The organism is Desulfofundulus thermobenzoicus (assembly GCF_009428905.1).
GTDB classification, from domain to species: domain Bacteria; phylum Bacillota; class Desulfotomaculia; order Desulfotomaculales; family Desulfovirgulaceae; genus Desulfofundulus_A; species Desulfofundulus_A thermobenzoicus.
The window spans coordinates 56,234-73,368 of the sequence record NZ_WHYR01000001.1 but is presented as its reverse complement, the minus strand read 5'-3'; the positions used below and the strand labels follow the sequence as shown (position 1 = coordinate 73,368).

Annotated in this window: 15 protein-coding genes; all 15 read right to left on the bottom strand. The window is 54.9% G+C overall.

Going from position 1 to position 17,135, the window contains the following annotated elements; genetic code table 11:
* Positions 1 to 49 precede the first annotated feature (49 nt).
* Entirely contained in the window at positions 50 to 1,708 is a 1,659-nt protein-coding gene (locus GFC01_RS00315) for a sensor histidine kinase (protein WP_152944659.1), read from the bottom strand.
* Entirely contained in the window at positions 1,698 to 2,870 is a 1,173-nt protein-coding gene (locus tag GFC01_RS00310) for an iron-containing alcohol dehydrogenase (protein ID WP_152944658.1), read from the bottom strand. Before GFC01_RS00310 ends, GFC01_RS00315 begins: the two co-directional genes overlap by 11 nt.
* A complete protein-coding gene (locus GFC01_RS00305) occupies positions 2,857 to 4,821 on the bottom strand; it encodes an aldehyde ferredoxin oxidoreductase family protein (protein ID WP_341473660.1) in 1,965 nt (654 codons plus the stop codon). Before GFC01_RS00305 ends, GFC01_RS00310 begins: the two co-directional genes overlap by 14 nt.
* Before the next feature lie 4 nt (positions 4,822 to 4,825).
* A complete protein-coding gene (locus GFC01_RS00300; RefSeq protein WP_194174723.1) occupies positions 4,826 to 5,080 on the bottom strand; it encodes a 4Fe-4S binding protein in 255 nt (84 codons plus the stop codon).
* A 291-nt stretch (positions 5,081 to 5,371) separates the two neighbouring features.
* Positions 5,372 to 5,611 carry a MoaD/ThiS family protein gene (locus GFC01_RS00295; RefSeq protein WP_152944655.1) on the bottom strand — a complete coding sequence of 80 codons (240 nt, stop codon included), beginning with the start codon at positions 5,609 to 5,611 and terminating at the stop codon, positions 5,372 to 5,374.
* 186 nt (positions 5,612 to 5,797) lie between these two features.
* Positions 5,798 to 6,823 (bottom strand): agmatine deiminase family protein, encoded by a 1,026-nt coding sequence (locus GFC01_RS00290; protein ID WP_341473673.1) that lies wholly within the window; start codon positions 6,821 to 6,823, stop codon positions 5,798 to 5,800.
* A 49-nt stretch (positions 6,824 to 6,872) separates the two neighbouring features.
* A complete protein-coding gene (locus GFC01_RS19900) occupies positions 6,873 to 7,949 on the bottom strand; it encodes a polyamine ABC transporter substrate-binding protein (RefSeq protein WP_152944654.1) in 1,077 nt (358 codons plus the stop codon).
* Between the two features lie 29 nt (positions 7,950 to 7,978).
* Entirely contained in the window at positions 7,979 to 8,761 is a 783-nt protein-coding gene (gene potC / locus GFC01_RS19895; protein WP_152944653.1) for a spermidine/putrescine ABC transporter permease PotC, read from the bottom strand.
* Positions 8,762 to 9,562: an ABC transporter permease gene (locus GFC01_RS00275; protein ID WP_341473659.1), complete on the bottom strand. Its 801-nt coding sequence runs from the start codon at positions 9,560 to 9,562 to the stop codon at positions 8,762 to 8,764.
* Positions 9,516 to 10,700 (bottom strand): ABC transporter ATP-binding protein, encoded by a 1,185-nt coding sequence (locus GFC01_RS00270; RefSeq protein WP_152944652.1) that lies wholly within the window; start codon positions 10,698 to 10,700, stop codon positions 9,516 to 9,518. The genes GFC01_RS00275 and GFC01_RS00270 overlap by 47 nt, the downstream gene beginning before the upstream one ends.
* A 534-nt stretch (positions 10,701 to 11,234) precedes the next feature.
* Positions 11,235 to 11,633, bottom strand: a complete 399-nt coding sequence (locus GFC01_RS00265; RefSeq protein ID WP_152944651.1) for a MoaD/ThiS family protein — start codon at positions 11,631 to 11,633, stop codon at positions 11,235 to 11,237.
* 58 nt (positions 11,634 to 11,691) lie between these two features.
* Positions 11,692 to 13,197, bottom strand: a complete 1,506-nt coding sequence (locus GFC01_RS00260) for a gamma-aminobutyraldehyde dehydrogenase (protein WP_341473658.1) — start codon at positions 13,195 to 13,197, stop codon at positions 11,692 to 11,694.
* Between the two features lie 56 nt (positions 13,198 to 13,253).
* Positions 13,254 to 14,618, bottom strand: a complete 1,365-nt coding sequence (locus GFC01_RS00255; RefSeq protein ID WP_152944650.1) for a putrescine aminotransferase — start codon at positions 14,616 to 14,618, stop codon at positions 13,254 to 13,256.
* Positions 14,619 to 14,849: 231 nt separating this feature from the next.
* Positions 14,850 to 16,238 (bottom strand): N-acyl-D-amino-acid deacylase family protein, encoded by a 1,389-nt coding sequence (locus tag GFC01_RS00250; RefSeq protein ID WP_152944649.1) that lies wholly within the window; start codon positions 16,236 to 16,238, stop codon positions 14,850 to 14,852.
* A gap of 7 nt (positions 16,239 to 16,245) precedes the next feature.
* Positions 16,246 to 17,094 carry a carbon-nitrogen hydrolase gene (locus GFC01_RS00245; RefSeq protein ID WP_152944648.1) on the bottom strand — a complete coding sequence of 283 codons (849 nt, stop codon included), beginning with the start codon at positions 17,092 to 17,094 and terminating at the stop codon, positions 16,246 to 16,248.
* Positions 17,095 to 17,135 lie beyond the last annotated feature (41 nt).

The following is a 17,135-nucleotide window of genomic DNA, read 5'->3' as shown; positions in this document are numbered from 1 at the left end:
ACGACTGCCGGCGTGCCATCACTGGCTCGCTCCAGTCCCTGTAAAGAACTTATGGCTGCTCCCTATTTAACGGCAGGACCAGCGTAAAGGTGCTCCCCCGGCCCCACTGGCTCTGTACTTCAATGGTCCCCCCGTGGGCCCGGGCAATGCCCAGGCTGACGCTCAGGCCCAGCCCGGTACCCCGGGAGGCCTCCTTGGTGGTGAAAAAGGGTTCAAATAGCCGGCCGATGTTTTCCGGCTGGATGCCCCGGCCATTATCCTCCACAGCAACCGTCACAAATCGTCGTCCATCTTCATCTTCGCGCACCGCCGTATTGATGCGAATATTCTTCTCCCCGTCCACGTCCTCCAGGGCGTCCCGGGCATTCAACAACAGGTTAATCAGCACCTGATCCAGTTGCTGTTCACAGGCGGCCACCACGGGCAGATCCGGGGTAAGGTCCGTATGAACAGTAATCCCCTTACGGTCGATCTGATACTTAATCAGGCTAAGCACCCTTTCCACCGCGGCATTCAGGTCGGTGGGCACAAAGGCCACTTGCTCCTGACGGGCAAAGGTAAGTAAATCCTGTATAATTTTTTTGCAGCGCAGCCCGCAGGTTACAATGTCTTTTAGCAATTGAGCAGATATGGGGGAAGACTCCAGTTCTCGCTGTAACATCTGGGCGTTTCCTATGATCACCGTCAGGGGACTGTTCAGTTCATGAGCCACTCCGGCCGCCATTTCCCCTATGGCGGCCATCTTGGCAGATTGGATCAGCTGAGCCTGCATTTGTACCCGAGCCGTAACATCCTTAATGTGCTGAATCATACTGGAGAGCCTGCCCTGCTCGTTAAACACGGGATAATAAAAGACATCCAGCACTTTCCCCGAAGTGGAGTGCACTCGACGATAAGACGGCTTGCCGGTCTTACGCACCTCATCCAGAAGACATGAGTCGCATTTCTTCTTTTGACCCCAGAAATAGGCAAAACATTTTTTGCTTTCCAGGTTGCTCTCCGGGCCAGCCAGCTCTGAATACCGGCCGTTATCCAGCAAGATATTAAAATCCAGATCGGTCAGGGTAAGGGGATCCCCCAGTGCCCGAAATGTTTCCTCCCACTCCCGCTTTGCCTGCGCCATTTCCTCATAAAGCCGACGGTTTTGAATGCAAATACCCAGCTGATCCGCCAGATGGTAGGCAAAATGCAGTTCGTTTTTGCTATAGTTACCGGCTTCCCGGCTGCCGATAATCAACACGCCGATAACGTTGTTTTTCACCCGCAGGGGGTTGATGATCAGGCAGCGCAGCCCCAGTTCCCGCACGGGCAGGTAGTCAAACAGTTCTCCTTCACCCGTAACGCATAAATAAATCTGCTCCTGCATGTTTTCTATATTTTCCTGCATGAGGCAGGTATGGGGTATAACCCTGTTTTCAGAGTTTAGAGGTGGTTGCGTGGTCACCAGGCGCAATTCGTTTCCTTCCACCAGCAAAAGACCCAGAAAATCACAGGAAATAACCACCGGCAGGTTCTCAAAAACCCTTTCCACAATCATTTCCAGGGACATATCAATGTTAATATCACGTACCAACTGATGAATAATTTCCAGGCGGCGGTTCTGGATAACAATTTCCCGGTTGCGTTTTTTTAACTCCACGTAATAGTTTAATTTGGAGGACCGGACTCCCGTCAAATTCTCGATCACGCTGGTTTTATCATTGATCATTTTGGATTCCTCGCTTTAAAACCCGGGAAAAAAGGTCATATAAATCTTTTTCGGTAACATCCCGCGGGTTGGTAATGACACAGGCATCTTTCAGGGCGTTCCGGGACAGCCGGTTCAGGTCTTCCCCGGACAGATCGGTCACGGAAATGCTTTCCGGAATGCCCAGATCCCTGACCAGCCTGCGTACGGCCCTGATGGCCCTGTCAGCGGCCTCCCAGGAGCTCAAACCGGTTATGTTTTCTCCCAGGGCGCCGGCTATGCGGGCAAACTTTTCCACACAGGCGATCTGGTTAAATTCCATGACATAGGGCAGAAGGACGGCGTTGGTTTCTCCGTGATGCTGATCCAGCAACGCATCCAGCTGGTGAGCCATGGCGTGGGTGGCTCCCAAAATGGCGTTGGAGAAGGCCAGGCCGGCCTGCAAGGCGGCCATGGCCATGGCCCCTTTGGCCTCCAGATCGGTCTGACAGGCTACCGATGGTCGCAAAAATCTGGCAATAAGCCGGATGGCATTGAGCGCATGCACATCGGTCAAGGGGGTGGCAGCCAGCGAAACAAAGGACTCAATGGCATGGCTCAAAGCGTCCAACCCGGTGGCAGCCGTCAGCCGGGCATCCTTTGTCTGCAGTACTGCAGGGTCAATGATAGCAATGTCGGGCACCAGGGATTTGGAAATAATGCTCATCTTCACTTTACGCCGGGTATCCACTATAATGGCAAACTGGGTCACTTCAGACCCCGAACCGGCCGTGGTGGGCACCACCAGCAACGGGGGCAGGGGACGGGTGATCTTATTTACCCCTTCATAGTCCTGGATTACTCCCCCGTTGGTGGCCAGGATGGCCACGGCCTTGGCCACGTCAATGGGACTGCCCCCTCCCACGGCCAGAATGGCATCACAGCCCATATCCAGGTAACATTTGACGGCCTCATGCACCTCATAATCCTTCGGGTTACTTGAGACGTCAAACCAGACTTCAAAAGCCAGTCCTACCTGCCGCAGCCGGTCCAGGGCCTGCTCCACCCACTTGTGGGCCACCACTCCCGGATCGCTGACCACAAATATTTTACTGGCCCCCAGGCGCAGGGCGCTTTCCCCCACCTGGCTCAAGGCACCCAGGCCATAGATGATTTCCGGCGTTACGAATTTACTGATCCTCATGGCTTCCCCCCGAACAGTATACTCCAGCCCCCATTTCCAGCAGATTCAGCTCCGCCAGCTTTTCCGCACCGGGCACACCCGTGTCCTTGTCCCAGCCCCGGGCCAGGTAATATTCCCGCCGAACTTCCCGCACCCTTGCCCGGTCCAGCCGGCGCCCGGCGGCCGGCCCGGCAGCCACGGGCTGATCGTAAAAGCGGGCAGGATAGTCGGAATCGGCCGGCCCTTCCCCGTGACGCAGGTTAAAAAGCTTCTGGACATTCCAGATGCGCTCGCCAGCCCGGATGATCTCTTCCGGGGTGACGTCGATTCCGGTTAGAGAGGAATAAAGGCGGGCAAAAAGGGTGGGGCCCACCGTATGCAGCACGGGCGGCCGGATACACATGCCCAGGGCGTTGTAAACGCTAATCAAATCTTCCGCCCATTTAGACATTCTGGGAATGTTTACATCTTTTGTCGCCGGGTCAAAAATCTCCCTTTTTAACTGTTCCGGCATATCCAGGCGGTCGTACATTTCATCGGGAAAACCAAACTTTTCGGTAAAATAAGGTGCCGGGTTATCGTTGTAACGGAGGTTTTCCACCGGATTGCGCGTGCGCAGGTGATCCCCACCCCGCACATTAGTAATATAACCCAGCGTCCAGGTGGACCAGCGGGCCCGGGGATCCAGCAGGAAGCACTCCAGCCCCTTGACCTCCGCCGTATATTGCCGGGCTCCGGGGAAGTGCCCGGCCGCCCTTTTTACCCCTTCGGCCAGGATGTCCCCCACCCCCCGGCGGCGGGCAATCATTTCCAGCAAAGAAATGATCGCTCCTTCATCGCCCCATGGCAGGGGAAAGCCCATATCCCTTTCCGCAAGAAGCCCGTTTTCATACAGTTCCATGGCAAAGGCCACCACGGCCGCCGCCGAAACCATATCCATACCCAGCCGCTGGCAGGTCTCGGTAAGCAGGGCGATGGCCGGCAGGTTGTTCACATCGCACCCGGCGCCAAAACCAATCACCGGGGTGACTTCCATGTCCTTCAATTTCAGCCCGGCGTAGGGGCCATCCTGCACATCAACCCAGTGGGCGCAGGCAATGGGGCAGGCAATGCAGGCCACCCCCCGGCTGGTATATTTATGCATGACCTTGCGGCTGCGGGTCTGTTCCCAGCCTTCAATGGCCCCGTACCGGTAATTACGCCCGGGCAGGGCGCCGAACTCCTGGTAGGGCAGGGTGGCCAGCATGGTGCCGAAACGGGAAAAGGAACCATAAAAGGGAGAAGAAAGGATGGCCTGCCGGGTGTCTTCCACTGCCGCCAGGAATTCCTTCTTCCGGGCCACCCGCACGGGACCCCGGCCGCGCACCGCCACGGCCTTTAAATTTTTGCTGCCCATGACCGCCCCCAACCCCGTCCGGGCCCAGGCATCAAAGGGGCCGTTTTCTATGCTGGCAAAGCGGACCAGGTTTTCACCGGCGGGGCCGACGGCCGCCACCTGAATCCCCCGGTCCCCCAGTTCCCGGCGGATCTGGCGGATGGTCTCCCAGGCATCCCGGCCCCACAGGTGGCTGGCCGGCAAAATGCTGACCTTTTCATCGCAAATCCAGACATACACCGGCGCCGGAGCCTTTCCCCGGACGACCAGGCCGTCAAAGCCGGCAAATTTGAGCTCGCTTCCCCAGAAGTTGCCGGAATTGGCGGTGCCGAATAAGCCGGTGGCCGGCGAAAGGGCGGAAGCTTCCGTCCGGGAGGCGGTGGGCACATTTGTCCCCACCAGCACCCCCACACCGAACGTCAGGACGTTCTCCGGACCCAGGGGGTCGGCGCCCGGGCCGATTTCCTGGAAAAGAAAACGGGCGTTGAATCCCAGACCGCTTAAATACTCCCCGGCCCACTGCCGCTCCACGGGCCATTCCTTCGTCCGGCCGGTGGTCAGGTCGATCTCCAGTATTTTACCACTGTAACCGTACACGGGCTTACCCCCCCTCCTTTTCCCCTTCGGGTATTTCCACCGCCCGCAGTGCCCCCGACGGGCAGGCCAGGGCGCATTGCTTGCAGTTCCGGCAGGTGGATGAAAAAGTAATATCAAAGGTGCCCTCAAACTCATGCCTGGTGATCCGAATACAGGCCCTGGTGAGGTCAAACTCCCCCAAATATGTAACGGCACAGGTCAGCGCGCAGGTACAGCAGCCGGTACACCTGTCCGGACGGATTACCATTTCTCTGGCCATGGTCATGCCCCCTGCAGTCGTAACGGTTAAGAAACAAATTCTCCAATTGACCCCTTATAACCTTCAATAATATAAAAAAACACCATTATGGTGTTTGGTGAATTAATCATTTGCGGTCGGATATGATTATGTTAACCAGACCAAAAATTTTTCTCGCAAAAAAATAATTGGACGGCGGAATTGCTTAATCACAGACCGCCGCCCACCCTTTCGTGCTGCCAATGCCCTACAAATCGTCCTGTTTGCCGCCAGCCATATCACCGGCACCCTGCCGGTGCCGGCCGCAAAGTCTTACCCACCGGCCACCAGGGGAAAAATGGTCACCACGTCACCCTGTTGCAGCCGGTCGGCCTTTTTCCCTTTCTGACCGTTAATTAAAAGCAGGCCGGTGTACTGCTCAGCTAAACTGATTTGTTTGAGTACATCCTTCACGGTAGTCCCGCTCTTTATCACCAAACCGAACCGGCCGTCCCGGGCGCCCGGCGGAGCATAACGGGCCAGATAACCTTTTAATTCCACTGTTATTTCCATACCGGGCACCCCCAGGGTACATATTCACTGCCGGCATCTGTTTCAGGCAGAGTGACCGTATCAGCCAGGGCCGTGTAGTCACGTTCATCATCCGGTCATAGAGAAGAAATTTCTCTTTCGGTTCAGGATATCCTGCCATCTCAGGCGAATTCACCAGAAAAGGATTTTTCGAAAAACGTCACTACCTTACGCATAGCGCACCTCCCGCACCTGCTCCGGCATCCCAGCAGGCATCTGCTGGGTGATACAGTGGACATTTCCCCCACCCCTGGCAATGGGGAGACCGTTGATTTCGACAATCTTTCTCTTCGGAAAAACACTCCGCAATATCCGGGCAGCATGGTCATCGGCGGCGGCGCAGGCACCACCAAAACGGGGCATAACAATACCACCATTTACGAAATAAAAATTGATATAGCTTAAGGGTAAGCGAACACCCCGGTAATAGGTGGCAGGAGGCTGTTCCACCGGGATAACCCTCAGCTTTCGCCCTTTGGCGTCCGTAGCCCCTCTCAGAATGGCCATGTTTTCCTGTAATATCTCGCAATTGGGATCACCGGAGTCAGAACAGGACTGCACCAGCACAATACCCGGCCTAGCGAAACAGGCCACATTATCCACATGACCGTCCGTCTCGTCCCCTTCCAGCCCCCGCCGCAGCCAGATGACCTTATCCACACCCAGGTACTGCTTCAGTATTTTCTCGATTTCTGTCTTATTTAAATGAGGGTTCCTGTTCTGGTTGAGAAGGCATTCTTCGGTGGTCAGCAGGGTGCCCTCCCCGTCCGTGTGGATGGAACCACCCTCCAGGACCAGGGGAGCGTTAAAACAGGGTACTTTTAAATAATCCAGCAGCCTTGGAGCCACCAGGTTATCCTGCTCCCAGCGCTCATGCTTTCCTCCCCAGGCATTGAACCTCCAGTTGATGCCCGCCACCTCACCACCGGCATTCACAACGAAGGTTGGCCCGTTGTCACGCATCCAGGAATCATCGTGTTCCATCTCATGTATGTGCACCGCTGGACCGCAAAGTCTGGCCGCAGCAGCAGATAGTTCCGGCCTCACTATCATGATCACCGGCTCGAACCTGGCGATCGCCCTGGCCACCTCCGAGTATGCCTGGCGTGCCTCATCCAGACCTCCCGGCCAAAGGTCTTCGGTTGTGGGCCATTCCATGAATGTACAGGCATGTCTTGTCCATTCCGGCGGCATTTTGTAACCAAGGTCCTTCGGTGTCATCGCCACACTCACACTCCGTCAGTTAGCTTTTTACCTCCGTCCAGATGCGCTCAATCTCCGGTGTGGCCTCACCCACATCTTTTAAAAATTCGCCTTTTTTCAGTTCGGCCTCCGGGGCATAACTAGCCGGGTTGTCCCGCGTTTCTGCAGGAAGCATCTTTATGGTTTCTGCATTGGGTGAAGCATAGGGATAGGCCTCGGCTATTTCTTTACCGATATCACCCCGCAGGATAAAATTCATGAACTTCATGGCGTTTTCCGGATGTTTGGCCCCCTTTGGTATGGCCATGTTATCCTGCCAGCGAATGGCCCCTTCTTTAGGATAGATATACTTGATGGCAGGGTTTTCCTTCTGAGCCAGAGCAGTTTCACCGTTCCACATCAATCCGATTACCGCCTCGCCGTTAAGCAAAAGAGTCTTGGGGCTGTCACTATCAAAGGCTTTTACTTTGGGAATCAGTTCCTGCAATTTGTTTTTGGCTTTTGCCAATGCTTCCGGACTGGTTTCATTGCAAGAATAACCAAGGGATTTCAGGGTGGCACCAATACAATAGCGGGCATCGTTAAGCATCACAATTTTACCGGCAAAAGCGGGGTCCCACAGATCCTGCCAACTGGTCACTGGACGCTTTACCCTGTCGGTATTTATTGCTATACCCACCGTACCCCACATATAAGGAACGGTGTACTTGTTCTCCGGATCATAAGGCGGGTTCCGGTATAACGGATCCACGTTGTTAAAATTGGGGATCTTGTCCAGTTTAAGGGGTTCAAGTAACCCCTGCTTGGTCATGACCTCCACCATGTAGTCGGAAGCCACACAGAGGTCATAAGACCCCGGGGCGGCCTGCAGCTTGGCCAGCATCTCTTCCTGGGAAGAGTAAGTGGAGTAGTTAACCTTGATACCCGTTTCAGCGGTAAATTTATCGATTACGGATTGGGGCATGTACTCGGACCAGTTAAAAACATTCAATACCTTTTCTTCCTCTGCCGGCTTTTCAGTGCCAGCGATCTGCTGACCACCGCACCCGGCCAGGAGTGCCGCCACCAGGACCAGCGCCAGGACCTGAAAGATCATTGTTCTCGTTCTTCTTTTCATTTGACAATCTCCTTTCGATTAATCAATTATCAACCGGCCTTCTTCAGCCGGAGCCTCTCGGCAATCAGCACCAGGAGCAGGGTCAGCACCATCATGATGGTGCACAGGGCATTGATTTCCGGCGTAACAGCAAACTTGACCATGGAGTAAATTTTTAAGGGCAAGGTCATACTTCCCGGACCGGATACAAAAAAGCTGATAATCACATCATCCAAAGAGAGAGTAAAAGAAAGGAGCACCCCGGCCAGAATGCCCGGCATAATCACTGGCATGGTTACATACCGCAGGGTCTGCAGGTTACTGGCTCCCAGGTCCATGGCTGCCTCCTCCAAATGACGGTCAAATCCCTCCATCCGCGCTCGTACCGTCAAAACGACAAAGGGGATGCAAAAAGTAACGTGGGCCAGGATCAAAGACAGAAGGCCCAGGGGTATCTTCACCAGGCTGAAAAATACCAGCAGGGAGATACCCATGACAATCTCCGGAATGATGATCGGTATATAAAGCATTCCATTCAAGGCCGTTTTGCCGCGGAAGTGGTAACGGTGCATGCCCACCGCCGCCAAGGTGCCGATCATGGTGGCAATAAAGGTGGAAAGAACGGCAACCACCAGGCTGTTCCAGGCAGCCTGGATTATGGCAGTGTCCCGGACCAGAACGGCGTACCAGTCCACGGTAAACCCGGTCCAAACAGCATTGAGCTTGGACCGGTTGAAAGAGTAAACCACCAGAATCATGATCGGCAGGTAGAGAAAAGCGTAGACCAGGAACCCGTAACCACCGGCCATCCATCTCGCCCAGCGGGCCTGCATTTAGATCACCTCCAGTCGTTCCGTATTTTTCACCAGCCGCAGGTAAAAGGCGATCAGGATCAGGGTTAGAATCATCAGGATCACTGAAGCTGCCGAACCAAAAGGCCAGTCCCTTGCCGCCAGAAACTGGTTCTGGATTAAGTTGCTGATCAGCATGGTCCGCGACCCACCCATCAGGTCCGGGATAAAAAAGAGACCCAGACTGGGGATAAACACCAGAAGGGATCCGGCGATCACCCCCGGCATGGTTAACGGCAGGGTAACCCGGCAAAAGGTCTGCCATGGCCCGGCCCCCAGGTCTGCAGAGGCCTCCAGCAAACGCCGGTCAAGCTTTTCGATGGAGGCATACAGGGGCAGGACCATGAACGGAAACAGGGTATAAGTGAGACCAAGCACCACCGCCCCCGTGTTATATAGCAGTTTTAAAGGATGGTCGATCAACCCCATACCCAGTAGCACCTGGTTGATTACACCCTCCGTACGCAGCAGTACAATCCAGGCATAGGTGCGGATTAGTGAATTGCTCCAGAAAGGAATAATAATTAACAGGAGAAGAAGATTCCGCCACCGCAAGGATGATCTGGCCACAACGTAGGCAAAAGGGTAACCCAAAACCAGGCAGGCCAGGGTGGTTAGAAAGGCCACCTCCAGCGAGTTCCAGAGTACTTTTACATAGAGGGGATCAATAAAACGCAGGTAGTTTTGCACATTAACCCGGTAAATGAGCCCACCATAAACGCCCCGGGAAAAAAGACTAACGATAAGCACCAGCATCAGCGGTACGGCAACCAGCGCCAACATCCATGCACTGACCGGCCCCAGCATACCCAGCATTGGAAGATGGCGATGGGACATCGCTTGATTGCGCATCACTTAAAATTACCTCCTTTCCAGGATGCCACCCGACGGCGACTGCATCGCCAATCTCACAGCAGGCCGGAAAACCACTTTCGCTTACCGTCACCTGCTTGCCGCTATTTAAAGCAACTACTGATTTAACCGACGAACCGGCAAATATGCGTTCCAATAGCCGGCCGGGCAGGCAGGGGCCATTACCTTCGCAACCGGAAGCCGTCAGGAACATATGCTCAGGCCGAACGGATAGGTATACCTTTTGCCCCGGCACCATACCATTAAGGGAGGAAAGGAAAACCGGGCAATCTTCCACCACGATGCCGGTTCCGGACACCGTCCGGCCGGTTATGGTGCCTTCCAGAATATTGGAATCACCGATGAAGGTGGCCACAAAAACCGAAACCGGTCGTTCGTAAATCTCCCGGGGTGTTCCTATTTGTTCAATGACCCCCGCGTTCATCACCGCAATTCTATCGGACATGGTGAGCGCCTCTTCCTGATCGTGGGTTACGTAAACGAAAGTGATCCCCAGCTGCCGCTGCAGGTGCTTCAACTCCAGCTGCATCTGCTTACGCAGCTTGAGATCCAGGGCACTCAGCGGCTCATCCAGCAACAGAACCCTTGGCTCCATCACTAACGCGCGGGCTAGGGCCACCCTCTGCTGTTGCCCCCCCGACAGTTCCTGCGGGTAGGCTCGTTCCTTGCCCGACAGGTCCACCAGTTCGATCGCCTTGTTTACCCTGGGCACAATTGTTTCCTTCTTTTGGCCTTTCATCTTCAAACCGAAAGCTATATTTTCGAAAACAGTCATGTGGGGGAAAAGAGCGTAGCTCTGAAATACGGTATTGACGTTTCTGGCATAGGGCGGCTTGCCCAGCACAGATTCGCCATCAAGCAGAATATCACCTCCGGTGGGCTGTTCAAATCCGGCGATCATGCGCAGGGTGGTGGTCTTGCCGCAGCCGCTGGGCCCCAACAGGGTTAAAAATTCTCCCGGCCGGATATCCAGCGATACATTGTCCACGGCCAGGCCCTCACCAAAGCTTTTGGTCACATTCACAAGCTGCACCATGTACTCTGACATATTATATCCCTCCCATCTTGATATATTTACATGTTAACGCCTGCCAGCAGGAGATAATCATAAATAGTATCGCTTTTCCTTAAAATATCGATAAACTTCCAACCATTAACTACCACTGTACTAATGATTTCAGGTTAAACCGGGTACTCCAGGGTCCGTAACGGTGGGTCCCTTTACAAGCACAAACACGCATCTTTAATTGATACATGTAACAGGTTAATCTTAATTACAATTATAGCCATATATCTAGCACATCCCTCCTCCATCATTTTTTTACAAACATATCAAGAAAAACATAAGCCCCTGTTTACAGGAACCTCTTCGTTCCTCAAACAGGGGCAACATTGCCTCTTTGACACCACAACCCTGCGGTTTCTTCTTCCATTCATGATTTTATTGGGCAAAAGGATAGGAATACAAAGTCCCCGTTTATTATTACGGGGACTTCATCATCCTGCTCCGGCTTCTTTGCCGAAAATATTAATTTGCCTGATCTAATTATATATAATTTTAATCTTTCATGTCAAGCAACAACTATCTCGTATTCAACAAATAAAAATTTTTTCTTTTAAGTTTTCCGTCGTCCGTCGTCACCGCCAGCCGGGGCCGTGTAGTTACGTCCATCTGCCGGTTATATAAGGAAATTTTCTCTTTCGGTGTAAGACACCCTGGCATCTCCCGGGGGAAAATGGTTACCGTATCTCCCGGATGCAACGGGTCGGAGGTTCGGCCTGTTCTTCCATTGATTAAAATCAATCCGGCGTACCTGGCCGGTACACGGATTTTTACCAGAACGTCTTTTACGGTGGATGCGGGCATAACTTCCAGGTTGAACCGCCCGTCCTTCGCGGCCGGCGGGGCGTAACGGGACAGGGAACCCTTTAACTCCATTTTTATTTTTATCGCCGGTTGACGCCTGAACAGTTCAAACAACCCCCGATTCCTGATTAACGACCCGCCGGCATCGTCCTGATACCGGCGGCCACAGGTCCTAATCCTCCGGTTCTCCAAACACCGTATAATGCCACGGCCGTTTCACCTGGCCGGTCAGATCGGCCATGACATGCTTTACTGAGGTATACTCCTCCAGGGCGTACAGGGACAGATCCTTGCCAAAGCCGCTCTGTTTATACCCGCCGTGGGGCATTTCCGAAGACAGGGGCAGGTGGTCGTTGATCCACACGGCGCCAAAACGCAGCTTCCGGGAAACATTCATGGCTTTATAGACATCCCCGGTCCATACGGAGGAAGCCAGGCCGTACTTCACGTTGTTGGCCCGGGCCACCACTTCTTCTTCGGTGCGGAAGGGCAGGACCACCACCACCGGCCCGAAAATCTCTTCCTGCACCACTTCACTGTCATCGGTTGCATCGGTGATCACCGTGGGCAGGTAATAGGCCCCAGCCGCCAGTTCCGGCCGGTCGGGACGGCCGCCGCCGGTGAGCACCCGGGCGCCGGCGGCCCGGGCCCTGTCCACAAAACCGGCCACCCGTTCCACCTGGGCCGGGGAAATGAGCGGCCCCATATCGGTGTCGGGTCGGAAGGGATCCCCCACCCGGATGGCCTGCACCCGCTCCAGGAATAGCTCCATGAACCGCTCAAAGACTTCCTCCTGAACGTAAATCCGGGTGGCTGCCGTGCAGTCCTGGCCCGTATTGACATAGCCACCTACCACAGCGCCCTGGGCGGCCGCTGCCAGGTCTGCATCGGCAAAGACGATAAAGGGCGCCTTTCCGCCCAGTTCCAGATGTAGGCGTTTTAAGGAGGCGGAGGCCAGGGACATGATGGCCCGGCCGGTGCGGGTATCTCCGGTTAAGGAGACCATGGCCACGTCCGGATGGGTGACCAGAGCTTCCCCCACCACCTGGCCGGGGCCGGTGACCACATTGAGCACACCGTCTGGAAGGCCTGCTTCCCGGGCCAGCCGCGCCATTTCAATGGTGGTCAGGGGTGTTAAACTGGCCGGCTTGATCACCACCGTGTTGCCGGCGGCCAGAGCCGGCCCCAGTTTCCAGGCGGCCATTAAAAAGGGGTAGTTCCAGGGGGAGATGGAGGCCACCACCCCCACCGGTTCCCGGCGGATGATGCTGGTGTGCACCCCCGTGTATTCCGTGGCCGCCCGACCTTCCAGCGTTCTGGCCGCACCGGCGAAAAAGCGCAGGTTGTCAATGGCAAAGGGAATGTCCGAATCCCGGGCCAGCTTTACCGGCTTACCCGTATTGCGGCATTCCAGTTCCACCAGTTTTTCACTGTTGGCCTCCAGCAGATCCGCCCATTTCCATAAAACGGCCGCCCGTTCGCCGGGGGAAAGGCCGCTCCAGCGGCCATCGTCAAAGGCTTCCTTTGCTGCCTGAACGGTCACCTGCACATCCTCTACCCCGCCTTCCGGCACCCGAGCGATCACTTCGCCCGTGGCTGGATTGGACACGTCCATATAACGGCCGCCAGCGGCTTCCACCCACCGGCCGTTGATCAACATTTTTAACTCTAAGGTCACGATATTACGCACCTCCCGGTAAAATTGCCGTGTTAAAGAATATGGCCGGCAGTCCCCTACATGCCGGCGGCCCGGGCCATTTGATCCACTTCCGCCAGCACTTTATCCAGCCGCTCCACCACCTGGTCCATCTGTTCCCTGCTGATGGTCAGGGGCGGCTCAATGCGGATGGACTTGGCGTTGATCAACGTGCCGGCCACCAGCACGCCATATTTGAACAACCCTTTGGCCACCTCGTATCCCAGCTCGTTGGTCTGGAATTCAATGCCGATCATCAGCCCCCGGCCCCGCAGTTCCTGGACCACAGCCGGGTAGCGGCTGACGACCTTCCGCAGTTCCCCCATTAAATATTTCCCGGATTCGGCCGCCCTTTCCGGCAGCTTTTCTTCCAGCAGTACGTTGATGGTGGCAATGGCCGCCGCGCAGCACACCGGATTGCCGCCGAAGGTGGTGGTGTGCAGGAAGGGGTTGTCGATCAGCTTGTCCCAGATCTTTTCCCTGGCCACAATGGCGCCAATGGGCATCACGCCGCCGCCCAGGGCCTTGGCCAGGCACAGGATGTCGGGCACCACATTCACATGCTCGCAGGCAAACATTTTGCCCGTCCGCCCCATACCCGTCTGCACTTCGTCCAGGATTAAAAGGGCGCCATAATGGTCGCACAGCTCACGCACCTGGGGCAGGTAGTCGTCCGGGGGCACAATAACCCCACCTTCACCCTGGATGGGTTCCAGCAGCACGGCGGCCACCGGTTCACCGGTAAGGGCACAGCTTTCCAGCATCATTTCGATGGCCCCCGCATCCCCGTAAGGCACGTGGTGGAACCCCGGCACCAGGGGCAGGAAGGGCTGACGGAACACGCCCTTGGCTGTGCCGGTCAATGAACCCAGGGACTTTCCGTGAAAGGCCCGGGTGGTGGCAATGAAGCTCTTCCGGCCGGTGGCCATGCGGGCGAACTTCAGCGCCCCCTCCACCGATTCAGTACCGCTGTTGGTGAAGAAGACGTATTTTAAATCACCGGGCGTCAGGGCGGCCAGCAGTTTGGCCAGCAGTGCGCGCAGGGGATCCAGCAACTCCTGGCTGTGCAGTGCCTGGCGCTTTAACTGGTTGATTACCGCTTCCAGAACCTTCGGGTGCCGGTGCCCCACGTTATAGATGCCGTAGCCCCCCAGGCAGTCGATAAACTCCTTCCCGTAAACATCCACAAAGGTGGCCCCGCCATCCTTCCACTCCACGGAAGTATAATCGGTGGAAACCGACTTGCGGTATTCCAGGAAACCCGGGTTAACGTGATCCCGGAAACCTTCCACCGTTTCTTTCACCAGGGCGTCCTTTTCGGCCCCGGTCAGTTCCTCCCTGGCGATCATGTCCAGGTAACGTTGCGATAAGGTAATGATTTCACTGTAATCCCGTGACACCATAAAACCTCCCCGAATAGTCGTTAGTCGTGGTTCGATGGATGAATGATTAAAAAGTCATATTGCAAGTTATATACCGGTCTACAGACGGCTTTTTTTTCCCTTTTTACAAAGTGATTGTTTCACGAAAGTAACATGTGTTTTTATTTAAATACATCCAGTGGTTTCCTGAAACCGGAATCCGGATTGCTTATGCCCCCTGTCAGGGGACGGTTCTCTGGCTCACATATCTATTTATTGCCAGCGCCAATATCTCCGGACCGCCCGAACGGGTCGTCCGGGTTTTGCGTGCTCCAGCAACCTTCCGTTTTCTACCACAACCTCCCCGTTTACAAGAACATAATTGATTCCTTCAGGAGGTGCGTCTGGCCGCCCTATGCCCGGGTAATCCGCCCGATCGGTAATCCGGTCAAGATTAAAGATGACAATATCCGCATCTGCACCGATTTTCAGCCGTCCCTTATTTAAAAGGCCCAACCTTTCCGCAGGCAGCAGTGTACACCGACGAACGGCCTCAACTAAGGATAGGGAACCCTGCTCGCGCACCATCTTTTGGAAAAACCGGGGGTAGGTGCCGGAATCCTGGGGATGTCCGGTACCAGGTTGGGGCGACCCCACTGCCCCGTCCGTTGAAACCATTACGTATCCGGGCAGCAGGGCCTGATAAACCTCAGCCTCCCTGCAGGCAAAGGCAACCACAACGTCGTTTTTATAATTGGCTCTTAGTTCCTGGTATATTTCCCTGGTACAACGCTGTCCTGCATATTTGCCGGTGGCCACAAACAGGTCTCCGTAATCGCAGCCCCACTTTTCCAAACAGCCCTCATCGTATACCGGCGACCCGATGAACGTGGCAAAGGCGTGGTACATACCGCTGTCAGCAGCCACATCCAGGCCATCCCGCACGGCCCGGTCCAGGATTTCCAGCGCCTGGATCATCATGCCCATCCCAACCTGATACACCAGATGGGATACCTGCACCGGCGCACCGGTAAACTCAGTGATCCGCACGGCTTCCTTTAAAGCGCCCAGCCCAGGCCAGGAGTCAGTACGTGTATGCACGGCGATAAGTTTGCCATACCTAGCCGCAACCTGACTTAAGGCCAATACTTCATCAAAGGACGTACCGGGGGCGTATTCTAATCCGAAAGACAGACCAATGGCACCCTGGTCGAATGCTTCTTCCAACAAGGACAACATACAATCCACCTGCTCCGGCGTCGCCGGCGCGTACGGATCGACGGCGCCGGCTTTTTCCCGCAAGGTAAAGGAGTGCCCGATTAGCATTGCCTGGTTCAAGGGAAATCCATCCCTTTCCAGTCCATCAAAGAAACTTTGCAAATCCAGAGGACCGAACCCACAGTTACCACCCACCGAAGTGGTTACACCCTGACGAACCATACACTGCGCCGCATAGAGGTAACCGTCGACGTGGGCGTGGATATCAATAAACCCGGGGCAGACAATGGCCAGACCGGCATCGATTTCATGTCGTCCTCTGATATCCTCCCGGGTGATGGCGGCTATTTTGCCGCCACTGATGCCCAGGTGACCCACGGTAATCCGCCGCTTTTCGGGGTCCACCAGGGTACCATTTTTAATGATTAAATCAAACTCGTGCATTATTAATTCACTCCACAATTAGTTTTAAAATCTCATGGTAGGTCTCAGGGCGGCGGTCCCGGTGGAATTGTAGCAGGTTACGAAATTCCTCAATCTGGTTCAGATCCAATTCGGCAGCAACTACCTGGTCTTCACTACCGCCACGGGCCAGGATTTCGCCGAAGGGATTGCTGATGAAGCTACCGCCATAAAAAGTCATGTCGTCTTCAACCCCTACCCGGTTGACCGCAGCCACAAACAACCCGTTGGCAATGCCGTGTGATTTGATTACTGTTTCCCATGCGCCCTGCGAACTGTAGCCCGGACGGTCGGGTTCGCTGCCGATAGCCGAGGGGTAAAAGATAATCTGGGCACCTTTCAGGCTCAGAATCCTGGCCACTTCCGGAAACCACTCGTCCCAGCATATTCCCACGCCAATAGTGGCGTAAGCCGTCTTGAACACGGGATAACCCAGGTTGCCAGGGGTGAAGTAGTATTTCTCCAGGTACTGTGGCCCTTCTGGAATATGCACCTTCCGGAATTTGCCCGCAATGGAACCATCAGCGTCAACCACCACGGCGGTATTGAAATAAATGCCCGGTTTAGCGTATTCGTAGACCGGCACTACCATCACCAGCTTTTTATCCGCGGCCAACCAACGCATCGTTTCCACAGGCTCACCGTCAAGGGGATGGGCCAGTTGGTAGTGTTTGACGTTCACCGTCTGGGGAAAGTATCGACTGGCGTACAGCTCCTGCAGGCAAACAATATTTGCACCCCTAGTGGCGGCCTCTTCTACCATAGCAACCGCTTTGTTGATATTAAGCTTGATATCCATGCTGCAGGACATTTGGATTAAGGCCACATTCACCTTCATTTATCATACCTCCGTACCTTAATCGAATTGGCTAAATTGCC